This is a genomic window from Pseudovibrio exalbescens (assembly GCF_028737195.1).
GTDB classification, from domain to species: domain Bacteria; phylum Pseudomonadota; class Alphaproteobacteria; order Rhizobiales; family Stappiaceae; genus Pseudovibrio; species Pseudovibrio zosterae.
The window spans coordinates 604,148-618,513 of the sequence record NZ_JAQZAJ010000003.1; the positions used below are offsets into that span (position 1 = coordinate 604,148).

General features: G+C 54.3%; 15 protein-coding genes. 7 read left to right on the top strand and 8 right to left on the bottom strand.

Annotated elements, in window-relative coordinates; all coding sequences use genetic code 11:
- The first annotated feature begins 8 nt into the window (after nucleotides 1–8).
- The 4 genes from clpA (at nucleotide 9) to PUV47_RS12210 (ending at nucleotide 4,666) form a co-directional block, all read left to right on the top strand.
- Entirely contained in the window at nucleotides 9–2,426 is a 2,418-nt protein-coding gene (gene clpA, locus PUV47_RS12195; protein WP_274218832.1) for an ATP-dependent Clp protease ATP-binding subunit ClpA, read from the top strand.
- 229 nt (nucleotides 2,427–2,655) lie between these two features.
- The gene (locus tag PUV47_RS12200) at nucleotides 2,656–3,414 is read left to right on the top strand and encodes an AzlC family ABC transporter permease (RefSeq protein WP_413697820.1); all 759 of its coding nucleotides are present in this window, start codon (nucleotides 2,656–2,658) and stop codon (nucleotides 3,412–3,414) included.
- Complete coding sequence (locus PUV47_RS12205) at nucleotides 3,414–3,764, top strand: AzlD domain-containing protein (protein WP_274218833.1); 351 nt, start codon at nucleotides 3,414–3,416, stop codon at nucleotides 3,762–3,764. The genes PUV47_RS12200 and PUV47_RS12205 overlap by 1 nt, the downstream gene beginning before the upstream one ends.
- Before the next feature lie 137 nt (nucleotides 3,765–3,901).
- The gene (locus tag PUV47_RS12210; RefSeq protein ID WP_274218834.1) at nucleotides 3,902–4,666 is read left to right on the top strand and encodes an N-acetyltransferase; all 765 of its coding nucleotides are present in this window, start codon (nucleotides 3,902–3,904) and stop codon (nucleotides 4,664–4,666) included.
- A gap of 58 nt (nucleotides 4,667–4,724) precedes the next feature.
- On the opposite strand, the gene PUV47_RS12215 is transcribed toward PUV47_RS12210, so the two are convergent.
- The 4 genes from PUV47_RS12215 to PUV47_RS12230 form a co-directional block, all read right to left on the bottom strand.
- Nucleotides 4,725–5,144: an HIT family protein gene (locus PUV47_RS12215; RefSeq protein ID WP_274218835.1), complete on the bottom strand. Its 420-nt coding sequence runs from the start codon at nucleotides 5,142–5,144 to the stop codon at nucleotides 4,725–4,727.
- Nucleotides 5,145–5,343: 199 nt separating this feature from the next.
- Nucleotides 5,344–6,582: a GNAT family N-acetyltransferase gene (locus PUV47_RS12220; RefSeq protein WP_274218836.1), complete on the bottom strand. Its 1,239-nt coding sequence runs from the start codon at nucleotides 6,580–6,582 to the stop codon at nucleotides 5,344–5,346.
- Nucleotides 6,583–6,687: 105 nt separating this feature from the next.
- Complete coding sequence (locus PUV47_RS12225) at nucleotides 6,688–7,455, bottom strand: glycerophosphodiester phosphodiesterase family protein (protein ID WP_274218837.1); 768 nt, start codon at nucleotides 7,453–7,455, stop codon at nucleotides 6,688–6,690.
- A 96-nt stretch (nucleotides 7,456–7,551) separates the two neighbouring features.
- Complete coding sequence (locus PUV47_RS12230) at nucleotides 7,552–8,013, bottom strand: RidA family protein (protein ID WP_274218838.1); 462 nt, start codon at nucleotides 8,011–8,013, stop codon at nucleotides 7,552–7,554.
- Between the two features lie 259 nt (nucleotides 8,014–8,272).
- Between PUV47_RS12230 and PUV47_RS12235 the strand changes: the two genes are divergently transcribed.
- Entirely contained in the window at nucleotides 8,273–9,118 is an 846-nt protein-coding gene (locus tag PUV47_RS12235) for an EipB family protein (protein ID WP_274218839.1), read from the top strand.
- Between the two features lie 86 nt (nucleotides 9,119–9,204).
- Here PUV47_RS12235 and PUV47_RS12240 read toward each other — a convergent pair whose 3' ends face one another.
- The 3 genes from PUV47_RS12240 to PUV47_RS12250 are packed head-to-tail and all read right to left on the bottom strand — an operon-like array spanning nucleotide 9,205 to nucleotide 11,524.
- Entirely contained in the window at nucleotides 9,205–10,512 is a 1,308-nt protein-coding gene (locus PUV47_RS12240) for a DNA polymerase IV (protein WP_274218840.1), read from the bottom strand.
- A 45-nt stretch (nucleotides 10,513–10,557) separates the two neighbouring features.
- Nucleotides 10,558–11,232: a hypothetical protein gene (locus PUV47_RS12245; RefSeq protein ID WP_274218841.1), complete on the bottom strand. Its 675-nt coding sequence runs from the start codon at nucleotides 11,230–11,232 to the stop codon at nucleotides 10,558–10,560.
- Nucleotides 11,219–11,524: a DUF3572 domain-containing protein gene (locus PUV47_RS12250; RefSeq protein WP_274218842.1), complete on the bottom strand. Its 306-nt coding sequence runs from the start codon at nucleotides 11,522–11,524 to the stop codon at nucleotides 11,219–11,221. The genes PUV47_RS12245 and PUV47_RS12250 overlap by 14 nt, the downstream gene beginning before the upstream one ends.
- A 146-nt stretch (nucleotides 11,525–11,670) precedes the next feature.
- Here PUV47_RS12250 and PUV47_RS12255 point away from each other — a divergent pair, with 146 nt between their 5' ends.
- Complete coding sequence (locus PUV47_RS12255) at nucleotides 11,671–12,045, top strand: response regulator (protein ID WP_274218843.1); 375 nt, start codon at nucleotides 11,671–11,673, stop codon at nucleotides 12,043–12,045.
- A gap of 17 nt (nucleotides 12,046–12,062) precedes the next feature.
- The gene (locus PUV47_RS12260; protein ID WP_274218844.1) at nucleotides 12,063–13,457 is read left to right on the top strand and encodes a PleD family two-component system response regulator; all 1,395 of its coding nucleotides are present in this window, start codon (nucleotides 12,063–12,065) and stop codon (nucleotides 13,455–13,457) included.
- A 692-nt stretch (nucleotides 13,458–14,149) separates the two neighbouring features.
- On the opposite strand, the gene rpmG is transcribed toward PUV47_RS12260, so the two are convergent.
- Nucleotides 14,150–14,317, bottom strand: coding sequence for a 50S ribosomal protein L33 (gene rpmG, locus PUV47_RS12265; protein WP_274218845.1), 168 nt, complete (start codon nucleotides 14,315–14,317; stop codon nucleotides 14,150–14,152).
- Nucleotides 14,318–14,366 lie beyond the last annotated feature (49 nt).

The window sequence follows — 14,366 nt, forward strand, 5'->3', positions numbered from 1 at the left end:
GGGCGCCTGTGCCGTCATTTTCTCGCAGTCTCGAAAAAGCTCTCCATCAGGCGCTGGCATTTGCCAATGAACGCCAGCAAGAATATGCAACCCTGGAACATTTGCTCCTAGCGTTGATTGACGACCAAGATGCAGCCGCGGTGATGCGTGCCTGCAACGTGGATCTGGATCAGCTTCGCCGGGAAATTGTCGAATACATCGATACCGAACTCGAAAACCTTGTGATGGATGGCGATGAGGATTCAAAGCCCACCGCCGGTTTCCAGCGCGTGATTCAGCGTGCCGTCATTCATGTCCAGTCGTCTGGCCGGGAAGAGGTTACAGGTGCCAATGTCCTTGTGGCAATCTTCGCGGAACGGGAAAGTCATGCGGCTTACTTCCTGCAAGAGCAGGACATGACCCGGTACGACGCGGTAAACTACATCTCACACGGGATTGCCAAGCGCGCCGGCATGACAGAGCCGAAACCTATTCGCGGTGTTGAGGAAGATAGCGAAGCGACGCCTACGGGCGGGGCAGGGTCTGCATCCGGCTCTGAGGGCAAGCAGCAGAAAACTGAAGCACTTGAAGCTTACTGCGTGAACCTTAATGAGAAGGCTTTCTCTGGCAAGATTGATCCACTGATTGGTCGTGACAAGGAAATCGCGCGGACCATTCAGATCTTGTGCCGCCGGTCCAAGAACAACCCGCTTTACGTGGGCGACCCTGGCGTTGGCAAAACAGCGATTGCTGAAGGCCTGGCTCGCCGCATCGTTGTTGGCGATGTTCCGGAAGTGTTGAAGACAGCAACCATCTTCTCTTTGGATATGGGTTCGCTGCTGGCCGGCACGCGCTATCGTGGTGACTTTGAAGAGCGCCTGAAGCAGGTGGTCAAAGAGATCGAAGAATATCCCGGCGCGGTCATGTTCATCGACGAAATCCACACCGTGATCGGTGCAGGGGCAACTTCGGGCGGCGCTATGGACGCGTCCAATCTGCTCAAGCCCGCTCTGGCCTCTGGCGCGATCCGTTGTATCGGCTCGACCACCTATAAAGAGTACCGCCAGTTCTTCGAGAAGGATCGGGCATTGGTGCGCCGTTTCCAGAAGGTGGATGTAAACGAGCCATCCATCCCGGATGCAATCGAGATCCTGAAGGGCCTGAAGCCTTATTTTGAGGACTTCCATAATGTGCGGTTCACAAATGATGCGCTTAAGGGGGCTGTGGAGCTTTCTGCACGCTACCTGAACGACCGAAAGCTGCCGGATAAAGCCATCGACGTGATTGACGAGTCCGGTGCCTCTCAAATGCTTATTCCAGAGTCCAAGCGTCGCAAGACCATTGGCCTGAAGGAGATTGAGGCAACCATCGCAACAATGGCTCGGATCCCGCCGAAGTCTGTTTCCAAGGACGATGCGGAGGTTCTGTCCAACCTCAACGACAGCTTGAAGCGCGTTGTTTACGGTCAAGACAAGGCAATCGAAGCGCTGGCGGCCTCCATCAAGTTGGCCCGAGCGGGTTTGCGTGAGCCGGATAAGCCAATCGGGTCTTATTTGTTCTCCGGTCCAACCGGTGTGGGTAAGACGGAGGTTGCGCGCCAATTGGCGTCCACACTTGGTGTCGAGCTGCTGCGTTTCGATATGTCCGAATATATGGAGCGTCACACCGTCTCCCGTTTGATCGGTGCGCCTCCAGGGTATGTTGGCTTTGATCAAGGTGGCTTGCTCACAGATGGCGTTGACCAGCACCCGCATTGCGTCTTGTTGCTCGATGAAATCGAAAAAGCGCATCAGGACCTTTACAATATCCTTTTGCAGGTGATGGACCACGGCAAGCTGACAGATCACAACGGCAAGCAGGTCGACTTCAGGAACGTCATCCTGATCATGACCACTAACGCTGGTGCTGCGGATCTTGCCAAGCCGCCGATCGGTTTCAGCCAGGTCAAGCGTGAAGGTGATGACACTGAAGCGATCAACCGGATGTTTACGCCGGAGTTCCGCAACCGTCTTGATGCGATCATTCCGTTCTCCAATCTGGATGACACCGTAATTCACAAGGTGGTCGAGAAGTTCGTCATGCAGTTGGAGGCGCAGCTTGCAGAGCGCAACGTGACGTTCGAACTGACGCCAGAGGCTGTCGCCTGGCTTGCTGAAAAAGGCTACGACCAGCAGATGGGTGCGCGTCCTCTGGGCCGTGTCATTCAGGAACACATCAAGAAACCGTTGGCGGACGAAGTGCTGTTCGGCAAGCTCAAGAGGGGCGGGACTGTGAAAGTATCTGTCTCCGAGGATCTTGAAGGGTTGCTACTTGAGAGTGTGGAGGACAAGCCTGCGGCCCCGGCCAAGGCAGCTCCGAAAGCGGCGAAGCCAAAGCGCAAGAAGGCGGCCAAGTCCACGTCCTCCAAGGGTGGTTCCAGCGTGCCAAAGGTTCCGCTCGCCGAATAACGCTTTAGTTACAGCTACCTAAATGATAAAGGGCCGGATTTCTTTTTGAAGTCCGGCCCTTTTGTATTTTTTGAAATGATGCTTACTGCGCAGCAATTTCCTTTGCCTCTTAAATAATAAGGGAGTATTACGGATGATATATTGTCGCAGGTTTGGTAAGGGCTAAACCCAGAGTGGGTGCTTTTTTGGCCATTTGGGAAGTGTTTCTCAGATCTGCGAGCTGTTCTGAATGGTTCTCCAGTCCAGTGAGGTCAATCCCGTTTCAGTCATGGAAACTCGCAGTACTTTGTCCTGGTATTTTCTGGGAATGCGCAAAGCGCTTTCTCTTCCAACAGTCATCTTAATGGGTGGATTTGTCGGTTTCGCAAGCTTGGCTCGAGAAGCGGATCTGTCTTTGCTTCAAGTCATGTTGATGACGATTTTCATTTGGGCTCTGCCAAGTATCGTGGTTTTAACCGGCGCGTTGTCGACCGGCGTCGGGCTTGTAACGGCTGCTATTGCGGTTGCCTTGTCGTCCATCCGGTTGATGCCCATGACGGTGGCCCTGATGCCGGTACTGCGAGATGGCAAGCGAACCCCCAATTGGCTGCTGTTGATCATGTCGCACTTCGTGGCAGTCACCGCTTGGGTTTTTGCAATGCGCACACTGCCAGACATGCCACGCCATGCGAGGTTGCCGTTTTTTGCGGGTTTTGTGAGTTTTGTGAACTCGTCTGTGGCGATCGTGACGGCCATCGCCTATCTGCTTGTGCCTCAGGTGCCGGACATCGTGGCCGGGGCGCTGGTCATGTTGACACCAATCTACTTCCTGATTTCCATGTGGGGCGCGGCAAGGGTTCCCTCAGACCATATGGCCATGATCTTCGGTTTGATCCTCGGGCCTGTTTTTTATCTCTGGTTTCCTGGATTTGACCTTCTGCTTTCCGGCTTTGTCGGAGGCACGTTGGCCTATGGGCTGTTTACCGCTCGGCGGAAGGGGTGGATCTGATGACAGGCGATATGATGCAGACGTGGTGGTGGCCGTACCTGATGATTTTCTTTGCAGGATGGATTGCCACAGACATCTGGCGCTGGATTGGGGTCTATGCTGCCGGGCGCATTGATGAAGAAAGCGAAATTCTGGTTTGGGTGCGCGCTGTCGCTACAGCGCTCATTGCTGCCATCATCGCGCGTCTGATCCTGTTTCCTGAAGGGCCGCTTGCAGAAACGCCGGTTTGGCTCCGCTTGGTCGCAACGGCTTGGGGGTTTGCGACTTTCAAGTTGTGCCGGGATCATTTGCTGGCAGGTGTTGCCACTGCGGAGCTTGTGCTGATCAGCGGTTGGTTGGTCGTCGTATGAGCTTTCGAGCTTTTGCGTTCTAGGCCTTTAATTTAGTCTCCTAATTCTCGGGGGTTTTGACTTCTGTCCTGCGAAGGACCGGGCGAGGGTGCTAGTTTGTTGCTATCAGGCACAGTTCCATAGGTTGGGAGCAGGTGATGGCATACATTCATCTCAGTCCGGAGAATATCGCGGACGAGCATATTTGCTGCGCGATTTCAGATAGCAAGTGCGCGGCAGGCTATCAGGCCAAGAAGGCGTGGCTCACGGAACAATTCGCTCATGGCTATGAGTTCGTGAAGCTGGATGAGCGCGGCAAGGTGTTCATTGAATTCGGGCCAGCCGAACATGGATGGGCACCGATTTCAGCGCCGAACTATCTGCTGATCAACTGCTTTTGGGTTTCAGGCAAGTTCAAGGGGCAGGGCCATGGCAAGGCGCTGCTTGACGTTGCTCTGAAGACTGCGCGGGATCAGGGACGCGATGGACTTGTTACCATTGTTGGGAAAAAGAAGTTTCACTTCATGGGCGAGGGAAAGTGGTTCAAGCGCCAGGGCTTCGAGGTGGCAGCAAGTTCGCCTTGGGGCTTTGAGTTGCTTGCATTGAAGCTCTCTGAGAACGCCGTTGAGCCCAACTTCTTGCCAGCTGCGCTCACGGGGCAAGGCCCGGAGGAAAAGGGACTGGTGGCCTACTACAGCGCGCGCTGCCCCTTTACGGAGCTGTACGTGAACCACTCTTTGCGCGAGACCGCTGAAAAGAGGGGGCTACCGCTAAAGATCGTAAAGTTTGAGCGTTTGGAGCAGGCGCAGGCTGCGGCCTGTCCGGCTACCATCTTCGCCCTGTTCAAGGATGGGGCTTTCATCACGACTGATGTCAGTGTCTGCATGGATAGCCGGTTCGACAAGGTGCTTGCCAAAGCGTGACCGCAAAGCCCCACCGGTCTGCCAAGGGTGGGGCCTGCGTTTTTGTGCCTGCCGCTTCCTATAGGACAGCGCGGATTTTGTCTGCGTGCTCTTTCAGTATCGCAGGGTCAGCCATGTCGCCAGTGTGCGGACGCAAGGCGACCCCGTCAAAGCGAGGGATTACATGCACGTGGGTGTGGAACACGACCTGACCGCCCGCGCTTTCTGAAAACTGCTGAACTGTGGTGCCGTCAGCGGAGAAGGCCTTCATAACAGCCAGAGCCATTTTCTGAACGGTTGCCATCAAGGATGTGAGGCTGTCACTGTCGATGTCCAGAATGTTGCGAGAAGGGGCCTTTGGCAGCACCAGAATATGGCCGTCACCTCGTGGCATGATGTCCATGATTACGAGTGTGTTGTCGTCCTCAAAGACCTTTTCGCAGGGCATTTCCCCGCGCAAAATTTTCGCAAAGACGTTCTGGTCGTCATAGGCAGTCATGGTGACATCCCTCGGGCTCTAGTTGAAATTACCTATTATCTTTTTGGGGTTACGCTGCGGCGTTCAATAGGTGCTGAACTCATTCATAATGTGATTCAATCGGCTTGTTGAGAAAATGATTCAAGAAACGCGGGTTCTTCAGAAAATGATTCAACTTCGCCCTTTTTGTGAGTCAGAGCAGACTCTTAGAGGGCGTTCTTTAAGTTGAATTGTCCTGATGTTTTTTGAAAGGGCCGCGCTCTTTCAGGTAGGCCTGATCTTCTTCCACTGCGACTCGTTCGTGCTCCAGATAGTTTGCTACCGCGTTTCTTAAGGAAGGGTGTGCAATCCAGTGGGCGGAATAGGTCGTGTTGGGCATGTAGCCGCGTGCCAGCTTGTGGCTTCCCTGGGCGCCTGCTTCGACGCGCTTGAGGCCTCGATGAATGGCAAAGTCGATGGCCTGGTAGTAGCACACCTCGAAGTGCAAGAAGGGGTGATGCTCGATGCACCCCCAATTGCGGCCATACAGCGTATCGGAGCCGATCATGTTGAGTGCGCCTGCGATGTAGCGGCCATTGCGCTTTGCCATGATCAACAAGACATCTTCCGGCTGACGTTCGCCCAGAAGCGAGAAGAACATGCGGTTCAGATAAGGTGTTCCCCACTTGCGGGCCCCTGTGTCCATGTAAAAGGCATAGAAGGCGTCCCAGTGGTGTTCTTTGATGTCCGAACCGGTGATCCATTCGATCTCGATATCGTGTGCCAGCGCTTCTCTGCGCTCCTTGCGCAGCGCTTTGCGCTTTCGAGAGGCCAAAGTTTCAAGAAACTCCTCGAACGAGCGGTACTCGTTGTTGTTCCAATGGAACTGCTGGTCGGTACGTTGCAGGAACTCCAGTTCGCCAAGTGCATCCCATTCCGGCTTCTGCATGAAGGTTAAATGCACGGAAGAAGCGTTATAGCGGTCTGCAAGGTGAACAAGTCCCGAGACTAGGGCTTGGCGTGCGGTGCCTTGGTCCACCTCGGGTGCGACAAGCAGTTTGCGTGCTGTAACCGGCGTAAATGGAACACTGCATTGAATCTTTGGATAGTAACGCCCGCCCGCCCGATGAATGGCATCGGCCCAAGCGTGGTCAAAGACATATTCGCCCTGACTGTGGTTTTTGAGGTAGGCGGGGACTGCCGCAAGCACTTCGCCTTGCTGCTCCAATATCAGGTGGTGCGGCATCCAGCCAGTATCTACGGATGCGCAGCCGCTCTCTTCCAGTGCCTGTAAAAAGTCCCAGGATAAGAATGGGTTATAGCTGTTTTCTTCGGAGACTGATTCAAGAAGTTCAGAGGATGATTCAAACTCGGTTGGAATTCTTCTTGCACCCGAGTTTGCCAAGTGATCCCATTGAGCACGTTCGATCTCTCTTAGTGACGAGATCGCGCGCAGGGCTGGTGCGTTTTCGTCGGGCATACGCCTCTGATCTCCTGTTGCTCGGTTCATCTGCGCGGGGATGCGCGTTGACACTGGCTAAGCTAGTGTTTCTAACGCATGCGTCAAAGAGGCCAAGGCTAACAATTACATGATTGGCAGATCTGGGTCGAAGCCTTCAAACACAATCTGGTCGGCAAAAATCTGGGCTTTCTCGCGATCCGCCGGGGTTTTGACTGTCCAAGCCATCACCGGGACGTCTCTTGTGCGTTTCAGAAAGCTTGGGCCGACGGCTGGTAGGTCGCGAATGCAGTATGAAATGAAGTCTGGCTTGGTCCCAAGCATATGTAGCATGTAGCGGATAATGAACCGCTGCACGGGATTGTAAAAATCCCGCTGTGGCTTTTCAAGAAACGAGCAGGACAGAGCCCCCCTTGGAATGTGAGGGGCCATGTCTTTAAGAGCCCGCAGCATTTTGGGGTCAAAGGATTTCAGTGCAAAGGGCCCGTTGTAGTGGCGCAGGGCCTCCACAATCTCGTAGAGAAATTCGCGTTGACCACCATTCCTGAACAGTGACTTAACCTCAATGATCAGCGGGACATCGCCTTTGACTTCTTCAAGGAGCTGTTGCAGTGACCACATCGGGTCACGGGTCCGTTTCAGCTTGACCTTCATAAGCTCGTCAAGCGTGCGGTGGGCTACTTCACCTTTGGCATGGGTAACTCGGTTCAGTGTATGATCATGAAAGATGAGTGCCTTGTGATCAGCGGTCTCTTGCAGGTCGACCTCAATGGCGAAGTTTCGCTCCAGCGCTTTGGAAACGGCGGTTGGCGTGTTTTCGATAACGCCGTTCTCGTCGTTGTGGTAGCCGCGATGCGCAATTGGGCGCTCTGTGAGCCACGAAAGATCTTTCATACACGCATTCCGGAGATCACGGGCGAACCTTGGTCCGCCACTGTCATCAGTTCTGTCGGATAAGTGTGCCAGCTGGTTCCAATAACCAGATGACGCTCACAGCAGTTCGAAAATGGCTTCAACTTCGACCGCGACGCCAAAGGGCAGCGCGCCTGCGCTGATCGCTGATCGAGCATGCTTGCCCGCTTCTCCCAAAACCGCGACCATCAAATCAGAAGCGCCGTTGATCACGACGGGTTGTTCTGCGAAGTCCGGTGTCGAATTTACGAAGCCGACAAGTTTGACCAGTCTGACCTTGGAGAGGTCACCTGCGGCTGCCTTGGCTTGCGCGAGCAGGTTGATGGCACAAATCTTGGCCGCTTCTGCGCCATCCTCGGTGGTCAGATCAGCGCCGACTTTGCCTTGAAAACTGATCTTTCCGTCCTTGATTGGGATTTGACCGGAGATGAACAGCTGGTTGCCGATCTTCACGAATGGAACATAGTTGGCAGCTGGAGCGGCAGCTTCTGGCAGGGTGATGCCTAGAGCGGACAAATTTGCTTCAATATCAGCAGTCATCGATAACCCTCAGTGCACACTATAAGCACTTGCGCTTAAAGTGTTTTGCAGATTGCCGAAGAATCGTGGGGCGCGCAAGACAGGAACTTACTATTCATATTGGCTGTATAATTTTCATGCACTTTACGAAAAACTGCCCGTTCTATTGGTTTTGGGATTTGCATTTGCGCGTTCTTTATGCAGAAAATGCCGCTGCGGGACACAGGGTAGCCAAGAAACCCGAGCAATTCCGCAAACTCATGTGTCATCTGGAGGTTGTATGTCTACAGGAACAGTAGCTTCTCGGCTCATGAGGTGGGGATTGGCCGCGGCTTGGCTTGCCTTGGGCAGTAGCGGTGCCAACAGCGCAGACCTGCAACCGCATCTGGCCATTTACGATATGGAGCTCGTGGATGCCGAGGAAGGCTCCGGCATCTCGGAGATCAGTGGGCGCATGGTCTACGAGTTCACTGGGAACACGTGCGAGGGTCATGCAATCACTGTGCGTTTCATGATGATCATGACCTCTGACATGGGAATGTCGCAGGTGACCGACTTGCGAATTTCGTCGTTTGAGACGGCTGGCGGCGAGAGCCTGCGCTTTCTCACACGGTCTTTTGTCGACAGCTCCTTGGCGGAGGAGGTGCGCGGCACGGCAACCCGAGAGGCTCAAGGTACTTCAGTCCGGCTGAAGCAGCCATCCGGTCAGTCCTTGGAATTTTCCAAAGATGTCATGTTTCCAACTGAACACCTGTCTGCGGTCATAGACGCGGCGCAGCGGGGCGAGCGCTTCCTGTCGGCCAAGGTCTTTGATGGCAGCGAGGCAGGAAGCACGCTGTTTGAAACAAGCACCGTGATGACGCCCGTAACAAGAAATCTGAAGGTCATTTCTTATGAATCGAAGCTGCCTGTAGCGGAGCCGGCAGAACAACTGTGGCGCATTTCTTCCGCCTATTTCAACCTGGACATGCCTGAAGGCGTGAGTGAGCAGACGCCGGATTACGAGCTGCAGTTTCTCATGGATAGCCGAGGAATTGCACGCGAGTTGAAGCTGGATTATGGCACCTTCATGGTCTCTGGAACCCTTGTAAATCTGAGGGTCCTGAACGAGGACAAGTGCCAGTAACCGGCGTTTGAACGGAGGTTCTGGTTGAATTGTTTCTTGTGAATCTATTTGCTCGGCGGGTTCTTGCTTGCGGCACACCAAGGGGCTTAGCGCTCCTTGGCCGTTGAAGTCGGGTCTTTGCCCAGAGCGCGGCCCAAACCGACGCTTTCCTTACCGAACTTGTTTCTCAGTGCATCGATGGCCTTTTCAGCCTTGGCGCGCTTGCCTGCCTGTTCATCGACAAGATCTTCCGGGTCTGCAAGGGCTGGATCACACAGGTCAGCCAAGCCTACGCCGATAAGGCGGTAGCGCTTTTTTCCATCTGCTTCCGGCTGCAACAGCGCATTCGCTGTTCGGAAAATACGGTCCGCCAGCTGTGTCGGGTCATGCAGCTGCCGTGAGCGTGTGATGGATTTGAAGTCATTGGACTTCAGTTTCAGCATTACGCTTCGCCCTGCAAAACCTGCGTTTTTAGCGCGGAACGACACCTTCTCGCTCAGTTCCCAGAGAATGTCTGAAAGTTCCCTGGGGTCGGCGATATCGATATTGAACGTTGTTTCGTTGGAGATGCTTTTGGTTTCGCGCTCGTTGGAAACGTGGCGGTCATCTTCACCTTGGCATAGCTTCGCCAGTCGCAGGCCCATGACGCCGTAGGCTTTGGCGAGGTCGGTGGGGTCTTTGCGCTGGAGCTGGCCGACCGTTGTGATGCCATCGGCTGCAAGCTTCTTTTGCAGCACCTTTCCAACGCCCCAGATGATGCTGGTGGATTTGTCTTCAAGGAAACTTTTGCGCTCAGCGGCACCGATGACAGAAAAGCCGCGTGGTTTGTCGAGATCTGAAGCAATCTTGGCGAGGAACTTGTTTGCGGCCAGCCCCACAGACAGCGAAACGCCGATTTCCTGTTCGATGCGTTTGACGAACTGCACCAAGATTTCCGCTGGTGTGCCGTGGTGGAGCTTTTCGGTTCCGGATAGGTCCAGAAAGGCCTCGTCAATGGACAGCGGTTCCACCAGAGGGGTGAGCTGCTGCATGGCCTCTCGGATCTGGCGGCCCACACTCACATAGACGTCCATGCGCGGGCGAATGACAACTGCATCCGGACAGGCGTCAAGAGCTTTGAACATGGGCATGGCAGAGCGCACGCCATACATTCGGGCGACATAGCAGCAGGTCGCGACCACGCCCCGCCGCCCGCCGCCAACAATGACTGGTTTGTCAATCAGGTCCGGGTTGTCGCGTTTTTCGATGGCGGCATAGAACGCGTCGCAATCAATATGGGCGATGGAGAGTTGGTCCAGCTCTGGATGTGCGACCATGCGAGGGCTGCCGCAAGAAGGGCAGCGGTTCCGAGTTGGGGCAAAGCGGTTGCCACAATCGCGGCACAGTGCCTTTGGTTGGGTCGCAGGAATGGACATAAGCAAGACCAGTGATTGGATTTGTTCCTATTATGTCCTCGTCTTCTACGCCAAACCAAACACTTCCTTCAAGTATGCCCCGGTTTCTATCCAGCAGCAGGAGCGAAAAGCGACGCCATCGATCTGAGGTGCGCCCACAAAGAACACAGGATCGGCCACGAAGTGAACCAGCTGCACATGGGGCGCTGTTGTTCTGGCCGAAATCAGGTTTTGAGGGCTGTCATCAATGAAGACCACCGGGTTGGAGCCTCGGCCTTTTCCCAGTTCGGCAACCGCGCCGCCTTTGGGGCCTGAGTTGGTAATCAGCGGGTAGTCCATGCCAAGCTCTGCCAGCAGCTTGATGCGTGCCGCCCGGTTCGCAGTTCCCGGAAGGTTGGTCAGAATGATGATGTCTACATGCTCACGCAGGGCGGCCAGCTGGAGCGCTGCATGATCAACCGCATCCTGACGGTGGACCACTGTCTCAAAGAACTGCGAAATGAAGCGGTCGCATTCGGTCTTTGAGAGAAGGCGACCCGTTTTTGTTTCCACCAGATTGTTGTGGAGGCGATAAATGGGTTCTCTAAGGGCGATGCCCTGTTCCTGGCCCAGGGCGTGCATGTGCCGAATGAAGTGCAGCAGAACCTCGTCCGCATCACAGATGATCAGCGGACGTGATGTAAGCTCCAGGCCTTCAATTTCCTTCATGAACTGCGGCGAGGGGCGATCAGGCTCCGGCAAAGTAGTCCACCCCTCCCGCCAGTGTCAGGTGGGCGGCGGCCAGCATTGTCGGCCGATGGCCTTGAGTCTCGGTGAAAGCAAGAAGCAGCTGCTCGTCTTGCATGTAGAACTCCAAAACACCGGCCAGAAAGCCGGGTTCTTGGGCTGCCTCGCGAATCTCCGAGGGGCCGATACCTGCCAGAGATAGGAAGCGACCGAGGTATTCCGGGTTCTGGGCGAGGTAAGACAGTGCGCTTGTGGCGATTTCTTCCGCGGCTTCCTGCGTCATGGGGCCGGATTTTGTTCCTTTCATCGCTTGTTTGCCTTTCCGAAACGATTCTTCCTTAACTTATTGTCAAAACCCTAGTGCGAGATGCTGAGCAAGGCTATCATTTCGTTTGAATGATCATTCGGTTATAAGCGTCGATCGTTCAAAAAACCTGCGGGATTCGAATGGAAATGCAGAAGACAGTGCTGATTGTTGAAGACAATGAGCTCAACATGAAGCTCTTTAATGATCTCTTAGAGGCGCATGGCTATTCTACCTTAAGGTCACGTAACGGCATGGAGGCCTTGGAGCTTGCGCGTCAACATGTGCCAGACCTGATCTTGATGGACATTCAGTTGCCGGAAGTCTCCGGGCTGGAGGTGACCAAATGGATCAAGGAGGACGATGCGCTGAAGTCCATTCCCGTTGTGGCCGTGACGGCGTTCGCCATGAAAGGCGATGAGGAACGCATCCGTCAAGGCGGGTGTGAGGCCTATATTTCCAAGCCGATCTCGGTAGGAAGTTTCTTGGAAACGGTCCGCTCCTTTCTCGGGGAGGCCGCGTAACTGGAGTAGGATAGCAGATGACAGGTCGAATATTGGTTGTAGACGACATTGAAGCCAATCTTCGCCTGCTCGCAGCCCGGCTCGCCGCAGACTATTTTGAGGTCACCACAGCCTCCAATGGCCATGAAGCGCTGGAAGCCATGGAATCCAACGCATTCGATGTGGTGCTACTTGATGTGATGATGCCAGACATTGACGGCTTTGAAGTCTGTCGGCGCATCAAGCAATCTCCCCGCACAGCCCATATTCCCGTTGTCCTGATTACCGCACTCAAGCATCAGAGCGATCGACTGCGGGGCTATGAGGCTGGCGCCGATGATTTCATATCCAAGCCTGTCGATGACGTGGAACTGGTGATCCGGGTGCGTAATCTGATCCGCATGAAGCGGGCCATGGATGAGCTGCGCATGCGCGCACGCACGGGGCAGGATCTGAACCTGCAAATGAGCGAGCCGGAACTGCAGGAGCCAGTGACCGATGCCTCGGTTTTTCTGGTGGACAGTGATCTGGCCTCAGTCAAGCAAATTGAAGGGTATCTTGCCGGGCATTTTACCGTGATTTCTGAAGGGCGGCCGGGCAGGGCTGTTTACCGCTGCGTGGAAGATGATCCCGATTTGGTGCTGATCAATGGCAATATAGATGCCACCGATCCATTGCGGTTATGCGCGCAGCTACGGTCCAATGAGCACACCCGGATGATCCCGATAATCTTCTTGTCCAGTCAGCGCGACAAGCGGCGCCTGATCAAGGCAATGGATATTGGCGTCAATGACTTCGTTGAGCAGCCCATTGACCCATCGGAATTTATTTTGAGGTGTACGACACAGGTGCGCCAGAAACGGACCAGCGACGCGCTTTTGCGCGCCATGCAGGAAACGGTGGAGATGGCCGTGACGGACGCGCTCACAGGGCTCTATAACCGCCGCTACTTCGAGCATCACGCTGGTGCCCACATCGCCCGCGCGATCAAGGAGGGCAAGTTTCTCTCGCTGCTTTTGCTGGACGTTGATCACTTCAAGTCGATCAACGACAAGTATGGACATGATGTGGGGGATGAGGTGCTTGTGGAGTTCGCACATCGGCTTCGCCGGAACGTGCGTGGTCTTGATCTGGTTTGCCGCTACGGCGGTGAGGAATTCGTTATTGTCACACCGGAAACTGATCAGAAAGTTGCGCTGACTGTTGCAGAGCGCTTGCGTGCCGAAATCGCGGCTATGCCGTTCACTGTCGTAGGCAAAACCGAGAAGATACCCATTACCGCAAGTATTGGTGTAGCAACGCTTCAGTCCACAGACGAGACCACTGCAAGCTTGGTCAAGAGGGCCGATCAGGGGTTGTATTCCGCCAAAAATGGTGGGCGGAATCAGGTGCAGCTGAACCTGATTGATCCACAAGATAACCACTGCCTCTAATAAAAAGGTGTGGTTCTCACCTTGTTTCCGTAGTCTTCATTGAAATTAGAGTTTATTTGTTGTGCATAGAACTAGAATCCCCTCGCTTTTCAGGAGCGCATTTACCTTAAAGCTTTACTAAAGTCGTAAATGTTGCGATGGTATCGTTGATTGCAAACGATAATTGCAGGGCATGTCCAGATTTAACACAAGGTGACGCGCATTTGCGCAGGATTGCCGAGACTGGACTTGGACAATTTAAACACCCTACGGAGCGCTCAGGTCCGCCGCATCTCCTGGGTCCGTGGGGTTGGTCGGCGCAGAAACGGGTTCAGAGTGGCCTCCTCATGTCATCCGCTTCGCGCCGACCACCACTCCACTTCCTAATTTATTCATCTATACCCCTTATATGTCAGTGATATAACGCACGCAGTGCGTGTGGGGATACCTTTTTTCTCACCCTGAGCTATTAGCCGGGAAGTGCGCAACCTTTTGTGCGTATTTGGCTTCTCTAGATTGTGCAGGGGGCCTTCGCGTTTAGCTGGAGTAGTATTGCGCTGAGGCGGTTTGAGATGTGTCCGAAGACCGCTCTTGAATAAGTGAACTCCATTAATCAAAGCGGGATCCGGGTCTGGCTCCGGTCCGGAAACGGTCTTCGCAAACAAAAAAGGGCGCCCAGAGGGCACCCTTGATCATGTCGAGGAGAAAAGACCTTACTTGATCTTTGCTTCCTTGAATTCAACGTGCTTCTTAACGACCGGGTCGTACTTACGCTTGACCATCTTTTCGGTCATGGTGCGGGAGTTTTTCTTGGTCACGTAGAAGAAGCCAGTGTCAGCAGTAGACAGCAGCTTGATTTTGATTGTGGTTGCCTTGGCCATGGCTAAGGGTCCTATGGGTTGTCGGCCTGGTCATGGCCGGATTGTTTTT